The sequence below is a fragment of the Pseudomonas sp. Arb-4-2C genome (assembly GCF_055755015.1).
The window spans coordinates 3,933,584-3,946,962 of the sequence record NZ_CM146899.1 but is presented as its reverse complement, the minus strand read 5'-3'; the positions used below and the strand labels follow the sequence as shown (position 1 = coordinate 3,946,962).

At 62.0% G+C, this 13,379-nt stretch carries 13 protein-coding genes; 8 read left to right on the top strand and 5 right to left on the bottom strand.

What is annotated here, in order from left to right:
* The first annotated feature begins 123 nt into the window (after positions 1-123).
* Both AC0J41_RS17785 and AC0J41_RS17780 read left to right on the top strand, forming a co-directional pair.
* Positions 124-2,775, top strand: a complete 2,652-nt coding sequence (locus AC0J41_RS17785; protein WP_473013192.1) for a DUF4118 domain-containing protein — start codon at positions 124-126, stop codon at positions 2,773-2,775.
* Positions 2,776-2,823: 48 nt separating this feature from the next.
* Entirely contained in the window at positions 2,824-3,522 is a 699-nt protein-coding gene (locus AC0J41_RS17780) for a response regulator (RefSeq protein WP_473013191.1), read from the top strand.
* Positions 3,523-3,637: 115 nt separating this feature from the next.
* On the opposite strand, the gene AC0J41_RS17775 is transcribed toward AC0J41_RS17780, so the two are convergent.
* The gene (locus tag AC0J41_RS17775; protein ID WP_025113116.1) at positions 3,638-4,675 is read right to left on the bottom strand and encodes a patatin-like phospholipase family protein; all 1,038 of its coding nucleotides are present in this window, start codon (positions 4,673-4,675) and stop codon (positions 3,638-3,640) included.
* Positions 4,676-4,891: 216 nt separating this feature from the next.
* Between AC0J41_RS17775 and AC0J41_RS17770 the strand changes: the two genes are divergently transcribed.
* From AC0J41_RS17770 to AC0J41_RS17760, 3 genes are all read left to right on the top strand, one after another.
* A complete protein-coding gene (locus tag AC0J41_RS17770) occupies positions 4,892-5,170 on the top strand; it encodes a hypothetical protein (protein ID WP_025113117.1) in 279 nt (92 codons plus the stop codon).
* 79 nt (positions 5,171-5,249) lie between these two features.
* Positions 5,250-6,017, top strand: a complete 768-nt coding sequence (locus tag AC0J41_RS17765; RefSeq protein ID WP_473013190.1) for a CHAD domain-containing protein — start codon at positions 5,250-5,252, stop codon at positions 6,015-6,017.
* 225 nt (positions 6,018-6,242) lie between these two features.
* Positions 6,243-7,037 carry an acyl-CoA thioesterase gene (locus AC0J41_RS17760; RefSeq protein WP_473013189.1) on the top strand — a complete coding sequence of 265 codons (795 nt, stop codon included), beginning with the start codon at positions 6,243-6,245 and terminating at the stop codon, positions 7,035-7,037.
* Between the two features lies 1 nt (position 7,038).
* On the opposite strand, the gene AC0J41_RS17755 is transcribed toward AC0J41_RS17760, so the two are convergent.
* From AC0J41_RS17755 to AC0J41_RS17745, 3 genes are all read right to left on the bottom strand, one after another.
* Positions 7,039-7,404 carry an Mpo1-like protein gene (locus AC0J41_RS17755; RefSeq protein WP_025113120.1) on the bottom strand — a complete coding sequence of 122 codons (366 nt, stop codon included), beginning with the start codon at positions 7,402-7,404 and terminating at the stop codon, positions 7,039-7,041.
* A 209-nt stretch (positions 7,405-7,613) separates the two neighbouring features.
* Entirely contained in the window at positions 7,614-9,095 is a 1,482-nt protein-coding gene (locus AC0J41_RS17750) for a methyl-accepting chemotaxis protein (protein ID WP_025113121.1), read from the bottom strand.
* Between the two features lie 210 nt (positions 9,096-9,305).
* On the bottom strand, positions 9,306-10,112 hold the full coding sequence (locus AC0J41_RS17745; RefSeq protein ID WP_473013188.1) for a TatD family hydrolase: 807 nt from the start codon (positions 10,110-10,112) through the stop codon (positions 9,306-9,308).
* Positions 10,113-10,348: 236 nt separating this feature from the next.
* Between AC0J41_RS17745 and AC0J41_RS17740 the strand changes: the two genes are divergently transcribed.
* From AC0J41_RS17740 to AC0J41_RS17730, 3 genes are all read left to right on the top strand, one after another.
* A complete protein-coding gene (locus tag AC0J41_RS17740; protein WP_025113123.1) occupies positions 10,349-11,770 on the top strand; it encodes an MltF family protein in 1,422 nt (473 codons plus the stop codon).
* A gap of 108 nt (positions 11,771-11,878) precedes the next feature.
* Complete coding sequence (locus AC0J41_RS17735) at positions 11,879-12,313, top strand: DoxX family protein (RefSeq protein ID WP_025113124.1); 435 nt, start codon at positions 11,879-11,881, stop codon at positions 12,311-12,313.
* Positions 12,314-12,561: 248 nt separating this feature from the next.
* Complete coding sequence (locus tag AC0J41_RS17730) at positions 12,562-12,870, top strand: hypothetical protein (RefSeq protein ID WP_003226820.1); 309 nt, start codon at positions 12,562-12,564, stop codon at positions 12,868-12,870.
* Between the two features lie 6 nt (positions 12,871-12,876).
* On the opposite strand, the gene greB is transcribed toward AC0J41_RS17730, so the two are convergent.
* The gene (greB, locus tag AC0J41_RS17725; RefSeq protein WP_025113125.1) at positions 12,877-13,374 is read right to left on the bottom strand and encodes a transcription elongation factor GreB; all 498 of its coding nucleotides are present in this window, start codon (positions 13,372-13,374) and stop codon (positions 12,877-12,879) included.
* Positions 13,375-13,379: the final 5 nt, after the last annotated feature.

Here is a 13,379-nt window from a genome sequence, read left to right as displayed (position 1 = left end):
GGCACGGCCATTCGCGAGCAGGCTCGCTCCCACAGGAGAATGCATTCCAGAATGTGCGAGCGGGCTTGCTCGGGAAGAGGCCCGCACAGGTAACACATAAACATCTGACTGAAGAGATCAAGCATGAGTGACTCCGGCCGCGCCGACGCGTTGTTAGCAGACCTGCCCCGCGACGGCCGTGGCCGGCTGAAAGTCTTCCTCGGCGCCGCCCCCGGTGTCGGCAAGACTTACGCCATGCTCCAGGCCGCGCACACACAATTGCGCCAAGGCGTGAAAATCATCGCCGGCGTCGTCGAAACCCACGGCCGGGCCGAAACCGAAGCGTTGCTCGGCGGCTTGCCCCAGCAGCCGCTGGTGCGCTCGGAATACCGCGGCGTGATGCTCGAAGAAATGGACCTCGACGGCCTGCTCGCGGCCAAACCGAAGCTTGTGCTGGTGGATGAACTGGCGCACACCAACGCCCCCGGCAGCCGCCATGCCAAACGCTGGCAGGACATTCAGGAACTGCTCGCCGCCGGCATCGACGTGTACACCACGGTCAACGTCCAGCACCTGGAAAGCCTCAACGATCAGGTGCGTGGCATCACCGGCGTGCAGGTGCGCGAAACCTTGCCGGACTGGGTGCTGCAGGAAGCCTACGAACTGCTGCTGATCGACCTGCCGCCGCGCGAGCTGCTTGAGCGCCTGCGCGAAGGCAAGGTCTACGTGCCGGAACAGGCGCGGGCGGCAATCGATGCGTTTTTCACTCAGACCAACCTCACCGCGTTGCGCGAACTGGCGATGCAAACGGCGGCGGCACAGGTCGATAACGATCTCGCGCAAGGCTATCGTCAACTCGGTCAGGCGGCCCCGGCGGTGCGCGGGCGTCTGCTGGTCGGCGTCGATGGCGATGCCCATGCCGAACGCCTGGTGCGTCACGCCAGTCGCGTGGCCCAGCGGCGGCATTTGCCGTGGAGCCTGGTGCACGTCGACAACGGCACGGTGCGCGATGAGCAATCGCGGCTGCGTCTGCAAAGCGCTCAGCAATTGGCCGAACGCCTCGGTGGCGAAGTGGTGCTGCTGCGTGCCGGTGAAGTGGCGAAGACTCTGATTCAACACGCCAGCGAACGCCGTGCGAGCCTGGTGCTGGTCGGCCAGTCGCGACCGAGCCTGCGTCGTCGCCTGTTCGGTGGTGGGCTTGCAGCACGCTTGTTGCGCCAGGCTCACGGACTGGAAATCAACGTTCTCGACAACGACCATGAACACCCTCAACCGCGCCTGCGGGTCACGCCGACGCTGGTCTGGTTCGACTATGCGCTGGCGCTGGCGGCCACGGTGTTGGCCAGTGCCCTGGCGTGGGCGGTGTCGAGTGTGTTGCCGCTGCCGAACATCTCGCTGGTGTTCCTCGCGGCGGTGTTGCTGGTGGCGGTGCGCAGCAGTCTGGGGCCGGCGCTTGCCTGCGCGGCGTTGTCGTTTCTGACTTACGATTTTCTGTTCATTCCACCGAATTTTTCCTTCGCCATTCAGCGCGAAGAAGATGTCCTGACCTTGCTGTTCTTCCTGCTGATGGCGGCGCTCACCGGCAATCTCGCGGCGCGCCAGCGGCGGCAGTTGCAGGCCCTGCGTGACACTCAGGAAGAGACCACCGAACTGCTCGATCTGTCGCGCAAACTGACTGCGGCGACCGACCGTCAGGCGGTGGTCAGCGCCGCCGCGCAACACCTCAATGGCTGGAGCGATCTGCAATTGTGCCTGCTCAATCGTGACGGCCAGGGTGGCTGGAAAGTCGAGACCGGCGGGCCGCTGGAATTTACCGAATCCGAACGTGCCGCCGCCGACTGGGCCTGGCAGCACGATCAACCGGCGGGCATGGGCACCGGCACGCTGCCATTCGGCCGCTGGTGGTGGTGGCCGCTGTCGGTGGAGGACGGGCCGCTTGCGCTGCTCGGGGTCTGCGCCAAAGAGGGCCAGACCTTGAGCGGCCAGCGCCGACGCCTGCTTACCGCGTTGAGTCAGCCACTCGCTCAGGCACTGGCCCGGGCGCAACTGGCGGACGATCTGGAAGCCGCGCGCCTGCACGGTGAAACCGAGCAATTGCGCAGTGCGCTGCTGGCCTCGGTGTCCCACGATCTGCGCACACCGCTGACCGCCATGCGCGGCAGCATCGATAGTTTGCTGGCGCTCGGCGAAGCCATTCCGCTGGAAGATCGCCGCGAGTTGCTCGAAGGCACTCGTGATGAGGCCGAACGCCTCGACCGCTACATCCAGAACCTGCTGGACATGACTCGTCTCGGCCACGGGGCGTTGAAGCTGGCGCGGGACTGGGTGGCGCCGGCCGACATTGTCGGCAGCTCGCTCAATCGCCTGCGTGCGGTGCTGGCGCCGTTGCAGGTCAGCACCGACGTGCCGGCCGAGTTGCCGCTGCTGTTCGTGCATGCGGCGCTGATCGAACAGGCGCTGGTCAATGTGCTGGAAAACGCTGCGCGTTTTTCGCCTGCCCATGGGCGTTTGCAATTGAGCGCCGGGGCGAGCGGTGAAGAGATTTTTTTCACGGTCAGCGATGAGGGACCGGGGATTCCAGAAGATGAGCGGGCGAAGATTTTCGACATGTTCTACACCGCTGCCCGCGGTGATCGCGGCGGCCAGGGCACCGGTCTGGGGTTGGCGATCTGTCAGGGTATGGTGGGCGCGCATGGCGGGCGGATCAGCGTCGCCGACGGCATCGACGGGCGCGGCACCAGCATCACCCTGCACTTGCCATTGCAGGCGCAACCGGGGATGGACAATGAAGCCTGAGCCCGGCTGCGCTACTCTCTTGCCAATCTTTTGCGTTGATGTGAATTCATGAGCCAGACCGCGACCATTTTGGTCATTGATGACGAACCGCAGATCCGTAAATTCCTGCGCATCAGCCTCGCCTCACAAGGCTACAAAGTGCTGGAAGCCGGCACCGGCGCCGAGGGCCTGGCCCAGGCCGCGTTGAACAAACCGGACTTGCTGGTGCTAGACCTCGGCCTGCCGGACATGGACGGCCAGCAGGTGCTGCGCGAATTTCGCGAATGGGCCACCGCGCCGGTGCTGGTGCTTTCGGTGCGGGCCAGCGAAGGGCAGAAAGTCCAGGCGCTGGATGGCGGCGCCAACGACTACGTGACCAAGCCGTTCGGCATTCAGGAGTTTCTCGCCCGGGTCCGCGCCTTGTTGCGCCAGGCACCGGCCGGCGAAGCGCAACAAGCGGCGTTGACGTTTGGCCCGTTGACGGTTGATCTGGCCTATCGGCGGGTGTTGCTCGATGGCGCCGAAGTGGCGCTGACCCGCAAGGAGTACGCGGTGCTGGCGCAACTGGCGCGGCACCCGGGGCGGGTGATCACCCAGCAGCAATTGCTCAAGGACATCTGGGGACCGACGCATACCGAAGACAGTCACTACCTGCGGATTGTCGTCGGGCATTTGCGGCAGAAACTGGCGGATGATCCGACACGGCCGCGATTTATCGTGACTGAGGCGGGGGTTGGGTATCGGTTGTTGAGTGAGGGCAGCCTGTAGTTTTTAGGGGTGTCTGGTCTGGTCTCTTCGCGAGCAAGCCCGCTCCCACATTGGATCACCCAACTCCTGTGGGAGCGGGCTTGCTCGCGAAGAGGCCTGACAGGCTGCCGGGATTTCAGCCTTGTTCACTCTCATACCGGTCCAGCGTATCCCGCGCAATTTCACGCCCCAGCGCGATCAATTCCGGCGCCTTGTAGAACTCGAAAAACCGGCACACGCGCTTCGGCACGTTGATCAGAATGTCCGGCGGATAGCCGGCGATCTTGTACTGCGCCAGCGAGGTCTGCATCACCTCGAAACTCTGGTTGATCAGGTCCAGCAGTGACGCCGGCCCGACGTTGTCGATGATGAACGAACCGGTGGCGGATTTCGGTGCGCCTTCGCGTTCGGGTGCAGCCGCCGGTTGCTGACTTTCCGGCTCGCTGCCTTCCAGCCAGGGGTTGATGTCCGCCGCTTCCGCGCGCAGGGCTTCCTGCTCGAGCAACAGCAACTGTTCGGCCTGTTTGCGCCGGAACGGCATCTTCGAACCCAGCGAGCTGAGCAGGCTGTCGAAGCGCGAGCGAAAGGCTGGCGGACGCTGGATCACCGGCAATTTGTAATGCCGCTGGTTGGTCGCGTTGAGGTTGACCGCGATGATCAGGTCGCAGTGGCTGGACACCACCGGCACGATCGGCAACGGGTTGAGAATGCCACCGTCCACCAGCATCCGGTTGCCTTGCATCACCGGGGTGAACAGGCTGGGAATCGCCGCCGAGGCGCGCATCGCCTGATGCAGACAGCCTTCCTGGAACCAGATTTCCTGCTGGTTGGTGAGGTCGGCGGCGACAGCGGTGTAGGGGATGCGCAGGTCCTCGATGTTGATCTCGCCGACGATCTTGCGGATCTGCCCGAAGACTTTTTCGCCACGGATCGCGCCGAGGCGGAAACTCACGTCCACCAGCCGCAGCACATCCAGATAGTCGAGGGATTCGATCCACGTGCGGTACTCGTCGAGTTTGCCCGCCGCATAGATCCCGCCGACCACCGCGCCCATCGAACAACCGGCAATGCAGGCAATGTCGTAACCGCGTCTTTCGATCTCCTCAATGACCCCGATATGGGCATAGCCCCGGGCGCCACCGGAGCCCAGCACCAGTGCGACACGCTTTTTCATCTGACTTCCTCCCGACAAGGTTCCACAATGCACCTATCCTGGGGCGGGCGACAATCGGCAGGGTCGTTCGGGGCGGCGGGGGCGTCGTTTTTTCGATACTCCGTGACCACTCGACGCTATCCTTGAGTCACCGCAGATTCATCGGGCGCCAAGGCACTTTTTCCTCGCCGCACCGTCTTAACTGCACGACTGTTGACCTATTTTGAGGTGTAAGTGATGAAAGCCTGGATCTGTGTGCCGTTGATCGCGCTGGCATTGGCCGGTTGCGCGGGCAAGACTGCTTATCGTGACAGCTGTGGCACTCAGCTTGATGCGGCGTGGCATGAACTGGACCTGGCCAAGGCCGAAGGTTTCGCCGGTACGGTCAGCTATTCCAAGGCGCTGTCGTTGCTGACGGCCGCCAAGACCCAGCAGCAATTCGAAGGCTTCGAGGGCTGCAGCAATAAGGCCGAGAAAGCCCGTTTCTATATTCGCGAATCCCGCGCCGGCCGCTAAGCTGCTGACTTGACGCAAGGATGCGGCTGCCTTCCCGAGGCAGACTGGTCCTTCAAGCCATTTGAATCAGGAGCAAGTGATGTCTGCGTTGGTGGATCGGTTGGTGGCTCATGTCCTGAGCCTGGAAGTGCGGCTGCTGGCGTGTCAGGCGCGCTTGACCGCGCGCACCGACCCCGAAGCGCTGCATGACTTGCGCACCACGGTGCGGCGCTTGCGCAGCCTGCTGCGGCCATTGCGCGGCTTGCCCGGTGTCGAGCAACTGGAAGTGGCGGCATCAGCGGTGGGGCAGGTGACCACGCCGTGGCGTGATCGCGAGGTGCTGGCGGCGTATCTGCTCAAGCATGATCAACCGCAAGCGGCGCAGCGACGCATGGCGCAAATGGCCGAGGCCTATCCGGCACTGGCAGCAAGTGCGGAAGTGGCTTCGCTGCTGATCATCCTCGACGCCTTCCCGCGATTCCTGCGTGCGTCTGAACGTCAGGGTCTGCTCAAGGGGCTGGCCACGCGCATCGAAAAACGCCTGCACAAACAATGGAAAAAACTCGACGAGGCCCTGCACGATCCGGCCCACGATCGGCATCGCTTGCGCTTGTTGATCAAGCGCGTGCGCTATGGCATCGAAGCGTATCCGGAGCTGGATCGCTTGCCTGCGGCGGCGCTGGCGCGATTGAAGTCGGCACAGGGCGCGCTGGGCGACTGGCACGATTGCTGGCAGTGGCTGGCGCGGGCCGAGCAGGAAAGCGATCTGCAACCGTGCGTTGCGACCTGGCAGGCGGGCCTGATCAAGGCTGAAGCCAAGGCGGATCGAGTGCTCGAAAAACTCAGCACTGCCTGCTTCAAATCCTGACCCTCCATAGAACCCCTGTGGGAGCGGGCTTGCTCGCGAAAGCGGAATATCAGTCACCGATGTGCCTGCTGATCTACAGCTTTCGCGAGCAAGCTCGCTCCCACCTTCGAATATCTCCTTGGCCTTAAGGCCTTTCTGTCAGTCCATTTGACCGGAATAGACGCTGCGGCGCTCTGCCATGCTGGTTAAGATCGCTGCATACACTTTTCGCTTTCCGAGGTTGTCATGCGCTTTTCCGATCTGCTCGATGCGGTCCGCCGCGATCCAGAACTGACCGTTCCCGCCGAGTGGGGCCAGGGTCGGGCCAGTTTTGGTGGCCTGGTAGCGGCGCTGCAATATGAAGCCATGCGCGCGAAGGTCCCCGCAGATCGCCCGGTGCGCTCTCTGGCTATTACCTTCGTCGGTCCGGTGGAGCCGGAAGTCCCGGTGCGCTTTGAAGTCGATGTGCTGCGCGAAGGCAAGGCGGTCAGTCAGGTGCTGGGGCGTGCGATGCAGAACGGGCAGGTGGTGACGATTGTGCAAGGCAGCTTTGGTGCTTCCAGACCTTCGGAAGTGGCCGTTGCAGCTTATCCGGCGGCCGAAATGAAACATTGGGATGAATGCCAGGAGCTGCCCTACATCAAGGGTGTGACCCCGGAGTTCATGCGTCACCTGTCGATGCGCTGGAGTGTCGGCGGCATGCCGTTCACCGGCAACAAATCGCGGCAAATGGGCGGTTGGGTGCGGTTGCGTGGAGACGTCAAGGAAGAGCCGGTCAATGAAGCGCATCTGCTGACGCTAGTGGATGCATGGCCGCCGGCACTGTTGCCGTACCTGAAAAAACCGGCACCGGGCAGCACGTTGACCTGGACCATTGAATTCGTTCAGCCGCTACGCGACTTGAGCACGCTGGACTGGTGCAAATACCTGGCTGACATCGAGTACGCCGCCGACGGCTACGGCCATGTCGCCGCGAAACTGTGGAGCGCGGAAGGAGAGTTGATCGCCATGAGTCGACAGACCGTGACGATTTTTGCCTGAGTCAATGCCGACGGTGGCGCTCACGCCAGGCGCGCCACCAGCCGCCGCTGAGGAAAAACCGCGGAAAGGTCAGGAACTGTTCGACCAGCAAGCGTGACATTGCATCTTTGCGGTCACTGAACGGCTCGGAGGCTTGCGCCTCCAGGCTGTGGCCGTGGCGCTGCAGACCCAGCGCCGCGACGATACCGATCACGCCGATGGCGACGCTGGCCAGGCTTAGGCTGAACACCCCGGACACGATCAACAGAAACGCGACGATGAACAACGGCACGGCAATCAGGTGCAACACCAGATTGGTCGGGTGTTGGTGATTGTTCGGGTACGCGCGCCATTGCCACGCGGGAAGATTGGGGTGACGTTTGCCCATGTTGCTTACTCCTCGATCCATGTTGAACACATGATTGAAGAATAGGCCGGGGCGGGTAGGGCGGCGAATCAAGGTTGGCTATTGCGGTGATAGGCGTCATCGCCGGATTTGATGTTGACCCGGCTGACGCCTTCGCGAGCAAGCCCGCACAGCAGATTTGTGTACGCCGCAGATCCCCTGTGGAAGCGGGCTTGCTCGCGAAGCGGCCGTCAGAGTTTCAACTGACCGATGGCCTTGCTCAACTCTCCGGCCAACGTCGCCAGCTCATTACTGGTGGTCGCCGAATCCACGGTCTGCTGCACCGTGTTCTCGGTCACATCACGAATGCTCACCACTGCCCGATTCATCTCTTCCGCTACCTGACTCTGCTGCTCGGCCGCCACCGCAATCTGGGTGTTGCTCTCACGCATCTGCGCCACGGCGCCGGTGATTTCCGCCAGCGCCTCGCCAGCCTCCTGCGCCTGTTGCACGCAGTCGTCGGCCTTGTATGAACTCTCCTGCATGAAGTCCACCGCATCGCGGGTGCCGGCCTGCAGCGCCGAGACCATGGTGGTGATTTCATCGGTGGAGGTCTGCACGCGTTTTGCCAGATTGCGCACCTCGTCGGCGACCACGGCAAAACCGCGGCCCATCTCGCCGGCCCGGGCGGCTTCGATGGCAGCATTCAGTGCCAGCAGGTTGGTCTGCTCGGCGATGCTGTGAATCACGCTGACCACGCCGTTGATCTTCTGGCTGTCTTCGGCCAGGCGCTGGATCATCTCGGCGGTCTGCTGCACGCCGCTGGAAAGTCCGGCAATCGATTGCTGCACCCGACTGACCACTTGCTGGCCGCTGCCCGCGAGGCCATCGGCGGTCTGCGACAGATCGCGGGTGGCGCCGGCATGCTGGGCAATGTGATAAACCGTGGCGGTCATTTCGTTGATCGCGGTGGCGGCCTGATCGGTTTCGCTCTGCTGGCCGAGCATGCCGTGGCGCACCTCGTTCATGCTCGCCGCCAGGCGTGCAGCACCGACGTCGAGTTGCCGCGCAGTGTTGGCGACCGTCGTGACCACGCGCTGATAACCGGCCTGCATCGCGTTGAACGCATTGGCCATCTGTCCGACTTCATCCTTGCAGGCCAACGGTACGCGGGCCGAGAGGTCGCCGCTTTTCTCGACATGCAGCATCACGTCCTTCAGCGTGTTGAGCTGGCTGAGCAGGAAGCGGATCAGCAACTGCGACGCGCAGAGCATCGCGAACATCAGGATGAACACCGCCACCGCGTAGTTGGCAAAACGCTCGCTGAACACTTGCGCCAGGCTTGGACCATAGGCGATGACTGCGACCTGTTGGCCATCGGCGCGGCTGAATACTTCAGCGCCCATCAATGGGTTGTCGCCGAACAGCGGCAGGTGATTGATTGCGTTCCAGCCGTTGCTGTCGCTGATTTCCAGTACGGGTTGATCGTTGAGGCGCGGCGCTTCCCCGCGTTTGAAGGTCAGCACCTGGTCAGCCTTGGGCAAGGCCTGTCCGGTCGGCCAGGCCTTGAGCAATTGTGCCTGGGCCTGAGCGGATGCTTGTGAGGCGTGGCTGCGGGCCTGTTGCTCCAGTTGCACGGCGTACAGCACCAGCAGCAGGGTGGTGACAAAGGCGACCGCGTTGACCGCCCAGAATTTGTATTTCAGCGAGATATTGCTAAGCCAGGCACCCATGGAGGTCTTCTCTGATAGCGGAAACAGTTTCGGCAAGGTGCCAGCATTGTGCCGCTACGCAGATATAGACGTCTTGATATGAGTCAACAGACCGCACTCTCCCCTGTGGGAGCGAGCCTGCTCGCGAAGAGGCCGTGTCAGTCGACATCGTTGCTGTCTGAACCATTGCTTTCGCGAGCAGGCTCGCTCCCACAGAGAAATTCTGGGGTGTCAGGGGAGGGTGGGCAGGTTGAAGAACGCACGGGCGCACGCCGTGGTGTGTGCCGCCAGGTCGTCCTCGCTCTCGCCGCGATGCAGCGCTACCTCGCGCAGTACTTCGCTCAGATACGCCGGCTCATTGCGGCCGTTTTTCGGCTTCGGTCGCAGAGTGCGCGGCAGCAGGTACGGCGCGTCGCTTTCGAGCATCAGCCGTCCGCGCTTGATCTCCTTGACCAGCGGGTGCAGATGGGTGCCCCGGCGCTCGTCGCAGATCCAGCCGGTGATGCCGATGTGCAGGTCCAGATCCAGATAGCTGAACAGGGCTTTTTGTTCGCCGGTAAAGCAGTGCACCACGGCAGCGGGCAACTGATCGCGGAAGTCCCGGAGCATTTCCAGCAGGCGCTGACTGGCATCACGCTCGTGCAGGAACACCGGCAGTTGCAGTTCTGCGGCCAGTGCCAGGTGTTCTTCCAGCACTTTTTCCTGTTGCGGGCGCGGCGAGAAATCGCGGTTGAAATCCAGCCCGCATTCACCCACGGCGACCACGTTTTGCTCTTGCAGCAGGCTGCGCAAACGACGTGCGCTGTCAGCGTTCCAATCACTGGCCGAATGCGGGTGAATGCCGGCGGTGGCGAACAGTCGTTGCCCGCTGTCATCCAGTTGCTGGCACAGTTCCAGCGCCTGCTCGCTACCCTCGACGCTGGTGCCGGTCAGCACCAGTTGGCAGACCCCGGCGGCGTAGGCGCGGTCGAGCACGGCCTGATGTTTTTCGGCGAAACTTGGGTTGGTCAGGTTGACGCCGATATCGATGAGTTGCATGGTTCTACCTCGGGCCGAAGGCCGGAAAGCATACCAGAGCTGTAGATTTATAAGAAAAGCCAAGAACTACAAAGAGTTATAGCTGTCTTTTGATGCCGTGACGCAGCCCGGGTTGGCAGAAGTGCCATCACTGTGCCAGTCTCTCGCACTTTGCCAGCGCTCATAGGCGCTCTGTTTTCGTCGGTGTTTTTGACCGTTCAGCGGTAAAAACACCCCGTATTCTTTCCGGAGAGTGGATGCATCGTCCCTCGGTTTTGCTCCTGTTGTGTGCGTCGCTGCTGCTGCCGATAACGGCGGTTGCGCGCTTGCCCGGGCCACTGCAAGCCGTGCCGGCCGCCAAGGTCCGAGACCTGTCGGAGATCCGTAGCAGCCGCGTGCTGCGAGTGCTGGTCAACCAGAGCCGCAACAGCTCCGGTGAAGTTCAGGGCCAGGCCATCGGTGTCGAATACCACCGCCTGCGCGCCTTCGAGCAATACCTCAATGGCCACGCCCGCGATGGCCAGGAAATCACTCTCAAGATCATTCCCAAAGCCAAGGACCAACTGCTCGGTGCCTTGCAGCGCGGCGAAGGTGACGTGGTAGCCCCAGGAGAACTGCTTGATCTGCAGCCGGGCCACGCGGTTGCCAGCAGCGAGCCGATTGCCCGCAATGTGCCGTTGGTGCTGGTCGGCATCAAGGGCGAGCGCCGTTACACCAAGGTCGAACAGCTGTCCGGCAAAACCCTGGCCTTGCCGACCGGCAGCGCGGCGGGGGAGGCGGTCAGCCAGCTCAATCAGAAACTCGCGTTGCACAAACTGGCGCCGATCAAGATCGAGTGGGTCGACCCCACCCTGGCTGTGGAAGACGTACTGGAGATGGTGCAGGGTGGGATATTTCACCTGACCATCGTCGAGCAACCCATCGCCGAGCGCTGGGGCAAAATCCTGCCCAGGTTGCGTTTCGATCGCCAGTTGATGATCAGCGAGCCGGGCGAGGAATACTGGTTCGTGCGCCGCGATGCCTCGATGTTGCGGGCGAGCATTGATCGCTTCCTGGTCGGCTACAAGAAGCCCTCGAACGAAGACGCAGAGTTTCTGCGGATCTATCGGCGCCTTTATCAAGTCCACTATCCGTTGGCCAAGGCTGACCGCCAGCGTCTGGAAAAACTGCGTCCGACCCTGCAAAAACACGCCGACGCGCAAAACATGGACTGGCTGAATCTGGCGGCGCTGGCGTTCAAGGAATCAGCCCTGCAACCCAGCGCCCGCAGCGGCAGTGGCCCGACCGGGTTGATGCAGATCACTCCGTCCGCGGCGCAACGGGTCGGCGTGAACAATATCCAGAATCTCGATGCAAATGTGCAGGCCGGGGCCAAGTACCTGGCGATGATCCGCCGCAAGTTTTTCAACAGTCCGAAACTCAATGAACGCGAGCGCATGGCGTTCACCCTGGCGGCCTACAACATCGGCCCGGAGCGCGTGCAAGGCATGCGTGCCGAGGCGCGGCGACGTGGGTTGAACCCCAATCAGTGGTTCTTCCAGGTCGAGCGCATCGCAATGGAGCAGGTCGGCATGGGGGCCGTCAGCTATGTTAATAGCGTGAACAAGTACTACTTGGCGTTCGACCGGGAGCGAGAATCGCTGGAGCCCCGGGGACAGAAAGTTGCCTCACGCAAATGATCTAACAATCTGATTGTTATGGCGGAATAATTGCGCTTTTAACATGAAATTAACTGATTAATATAGCGGCCAATCCCAACACACTTCTCGCAAAACAAGGAATGCCCCATGAGCTCTCTGATCAACAAGGTTCTGTTCACTCGCGCCGGTTACGGCCTGACCATTCTGCGCATCGCCGTCGGCGTGATCTTCGCCGCACACGGTTCGCAAAAGCTCTTCGGTCTGTTCGGTGGCTACGGTCTGGCGGGCACCGCGCAGTACATGGACAGCGTTGGTCTGCACCCGGGTTATCTGATGGCCACGCTGGCCGGCGGTACCGAGTTCTTCGCCGGTCTGGCGTTGATCATCGGCCTGCTGGTGCGTCCGGCGGCGCTGGGGCTGACCTTCCTGTCGCTGGTGGCGATCTTCACCGTTCACATCAGCAACGGCCTGTTCATGGCCAACAACGGTTACGAGTTCGCCCTGGCGCTGCTTGGTGGCAGCCTCGCGGTGATGATCGAAGGCGCCGGCAAGCTGTCGGTGGATCGCGCCATCGCCGGTTGAGCGCTCTGAATCAAGCAAAAGGCCCGCATTGTGCGGGCCTTTTTTGTTGTGGTTGATTCTTGACACTCGTCGGTCACGTTCTCTAGGATGTTGCTCATGCGCCGATTTAAACAGCTACTTGCGGGGCGCCAGGTGACTCAGAGAGTTGCCGTCAGAAGCCGGAACAGGGCTTCGAAATACCGCTAAAGCGCTGGTTCGGTGTTGCCTCTCACCTGCCATGCAGACTTTTGAGGCAGAGACACGACACGATGAATGCACTACGCCCTCCAGCACGTCCCGCGCCGATCACGGCACATATCACTCAGCGCAACCCGAAAATTCTGCTTGGCGGCAAACATCAGCCGACGCTGTTGCGTTATCTCGATGGTTGGCCACGTCGCAGCGGTGGTCCTGCCGCGTTCCTGATCCAGTTTGTCGAAGACGGCGAGTCCCTGGCACGCTTTGCCAGTGACAGTTTCGATCTGGCAGTGATTCAGGCGCCGAGCGCTGAAGACGCTCCGGAAATGATCAAGCAACTGACCCGCGTTGCGCGTCAGGGGTTGATCACTCGTCGCTGAAACGCGTTACGGATAATCGATCGCCACGATATAGACACACTGCTCACCGGTTGGCGTCTGTACCCGAACTTCGGCGTCCAGCGCCTTGCCGATCAAGGCGCGGGCCAGCGGTGAGTCGATGCTGATCAAACCCAGTTTCAGATCCAGTTCATCCGGGCCGACGATGCGGTAGCGTGATTGCTTGCCGTCTTCGTCCTCGATGGTCACCCAGGCACCGAAGTAGACCTTGTTCGGATCGCTGGGTTTTTCGCTGACGACCTTGAGTGCTTCCAGGCGCTTGGTGAGAAAACGCACGCGGCTGTCGATTTCGCGCAGCATCTTTTTGCCGTAGGTGTACTCGGCGTTTTCCGAACGATCGCCCTGAGCCGCGGCTTCGCTGACCGATTGCGTCACTTGCGGGCGGCGCACATGCCACAGCTCATGGAATTCGGCGCGCATCCGCGCTTCACCCTCTGGGGTGATCAGCGCGGTGCCGGCGGTGCGGGGAGGGCGATAACGGCTCATGGCAA

What these genes read in the sequence shown, in the direction of transcription:
- AC0J41_RS17785 (WP_473013192.1), top strand. Translation starts at nt 124, where the DNA reads ATGAGTGACTCCGGCCGCGCCGACGCGTTGTTAGCAGACCTGCCCCGC.
- AC0J41_RS17780 (WP_473013191.1), top strand. Translation starts at nt 2,824, where the DNA reads ATGAGCCAGACCGCGACCATTTTGGTCATTGATGACGAACCGCAGATC.
- AC0J41_RS17775 (WP_025113116.1), bottom strand. Translation starts at nt 4,675, where the DNA reads ATGAAAAAGCGTGTCGCACTGGTGCTGGGCTCCGGTGGCGCCCGGGGC.
- AC0J41_RS17770 (WP_025113117.1), top strand. Translation starts at nt 4,892, where the DNA reads ATGAAAGCCTGGATCTGTGTGCCGTTGATCGCGCTGGCATTGGCCGGT.
- AC0J41_RS17765 (WP_473013190.1), top strand. Translation starts at nt 5,250, where the DNA reads ATGTCTGCGTTGGTGGATCGGTTGGTGGCTCATGTCCTGAGCCTGGAA.
- AC0J41_RS17760 (WP_473013189.1), top strand. Translation starts at nt 6,243, where the DNA reads ATGCGCTTTTCCGATCTGCTCGATGCGGTCCGCCGCGATCCAGAACTG.
- AC0J41_RS17755 (WP_025113120.1), bottom strand. Translation starts at nt 7,404, where the DNA reads ATGGGCAAACGTCACCCCAATCTTCCCGCGTGGCAATGGCGCGCGTAC.
- AC0J41_RS17750 (WP_025113121.1), bottom strand. Translation starts at nt 9,095, where the DNA reads ATGGGTGCCTGGCTTAGCAATATCTCGCTGAAATACAAATTCTGGGCG.
- AC0J41_RS17745 (WP_473013188.1), bottom strand. Translation starts at nt 10,112, where the DNA reads ATGCAACTCATCGATATCGGCGTCAACCTGACCAACCCAAGTTTCGCC.
- AC0J41_RS17740 (WP_025113123.1), top strand. Translation starts at nt 10,349, where the DNA reads ATGCATCGTCCCTCGGTTTTGCTCCTGTTGTGTGCGTCGCTGCTGCTG.
- AC0J41_RS17735 (WP_025113124.1), top strand. Translation starts at nt 11,879, where the DNA reads ATGAGCTCTCTGATCAACAAGGTTCTGTTCACTCGCGCCGGTTACGGC.
- AC0J41_RS17730 (WP_003226820.1), top strand. Translation starts at nt 12,562, where the DNA reads ATGAATGCACTACGCCCTCCAGCACGTCCCGCGCCGATCACGGCACAT.
- greB (WP_025113125.1), bottom strand. Translation starts at nt 13,374, where the DNA reads ATGAGCCGTTATCGCCCTCCCCGCACCGCCGGCACCGCGCTGATCACC.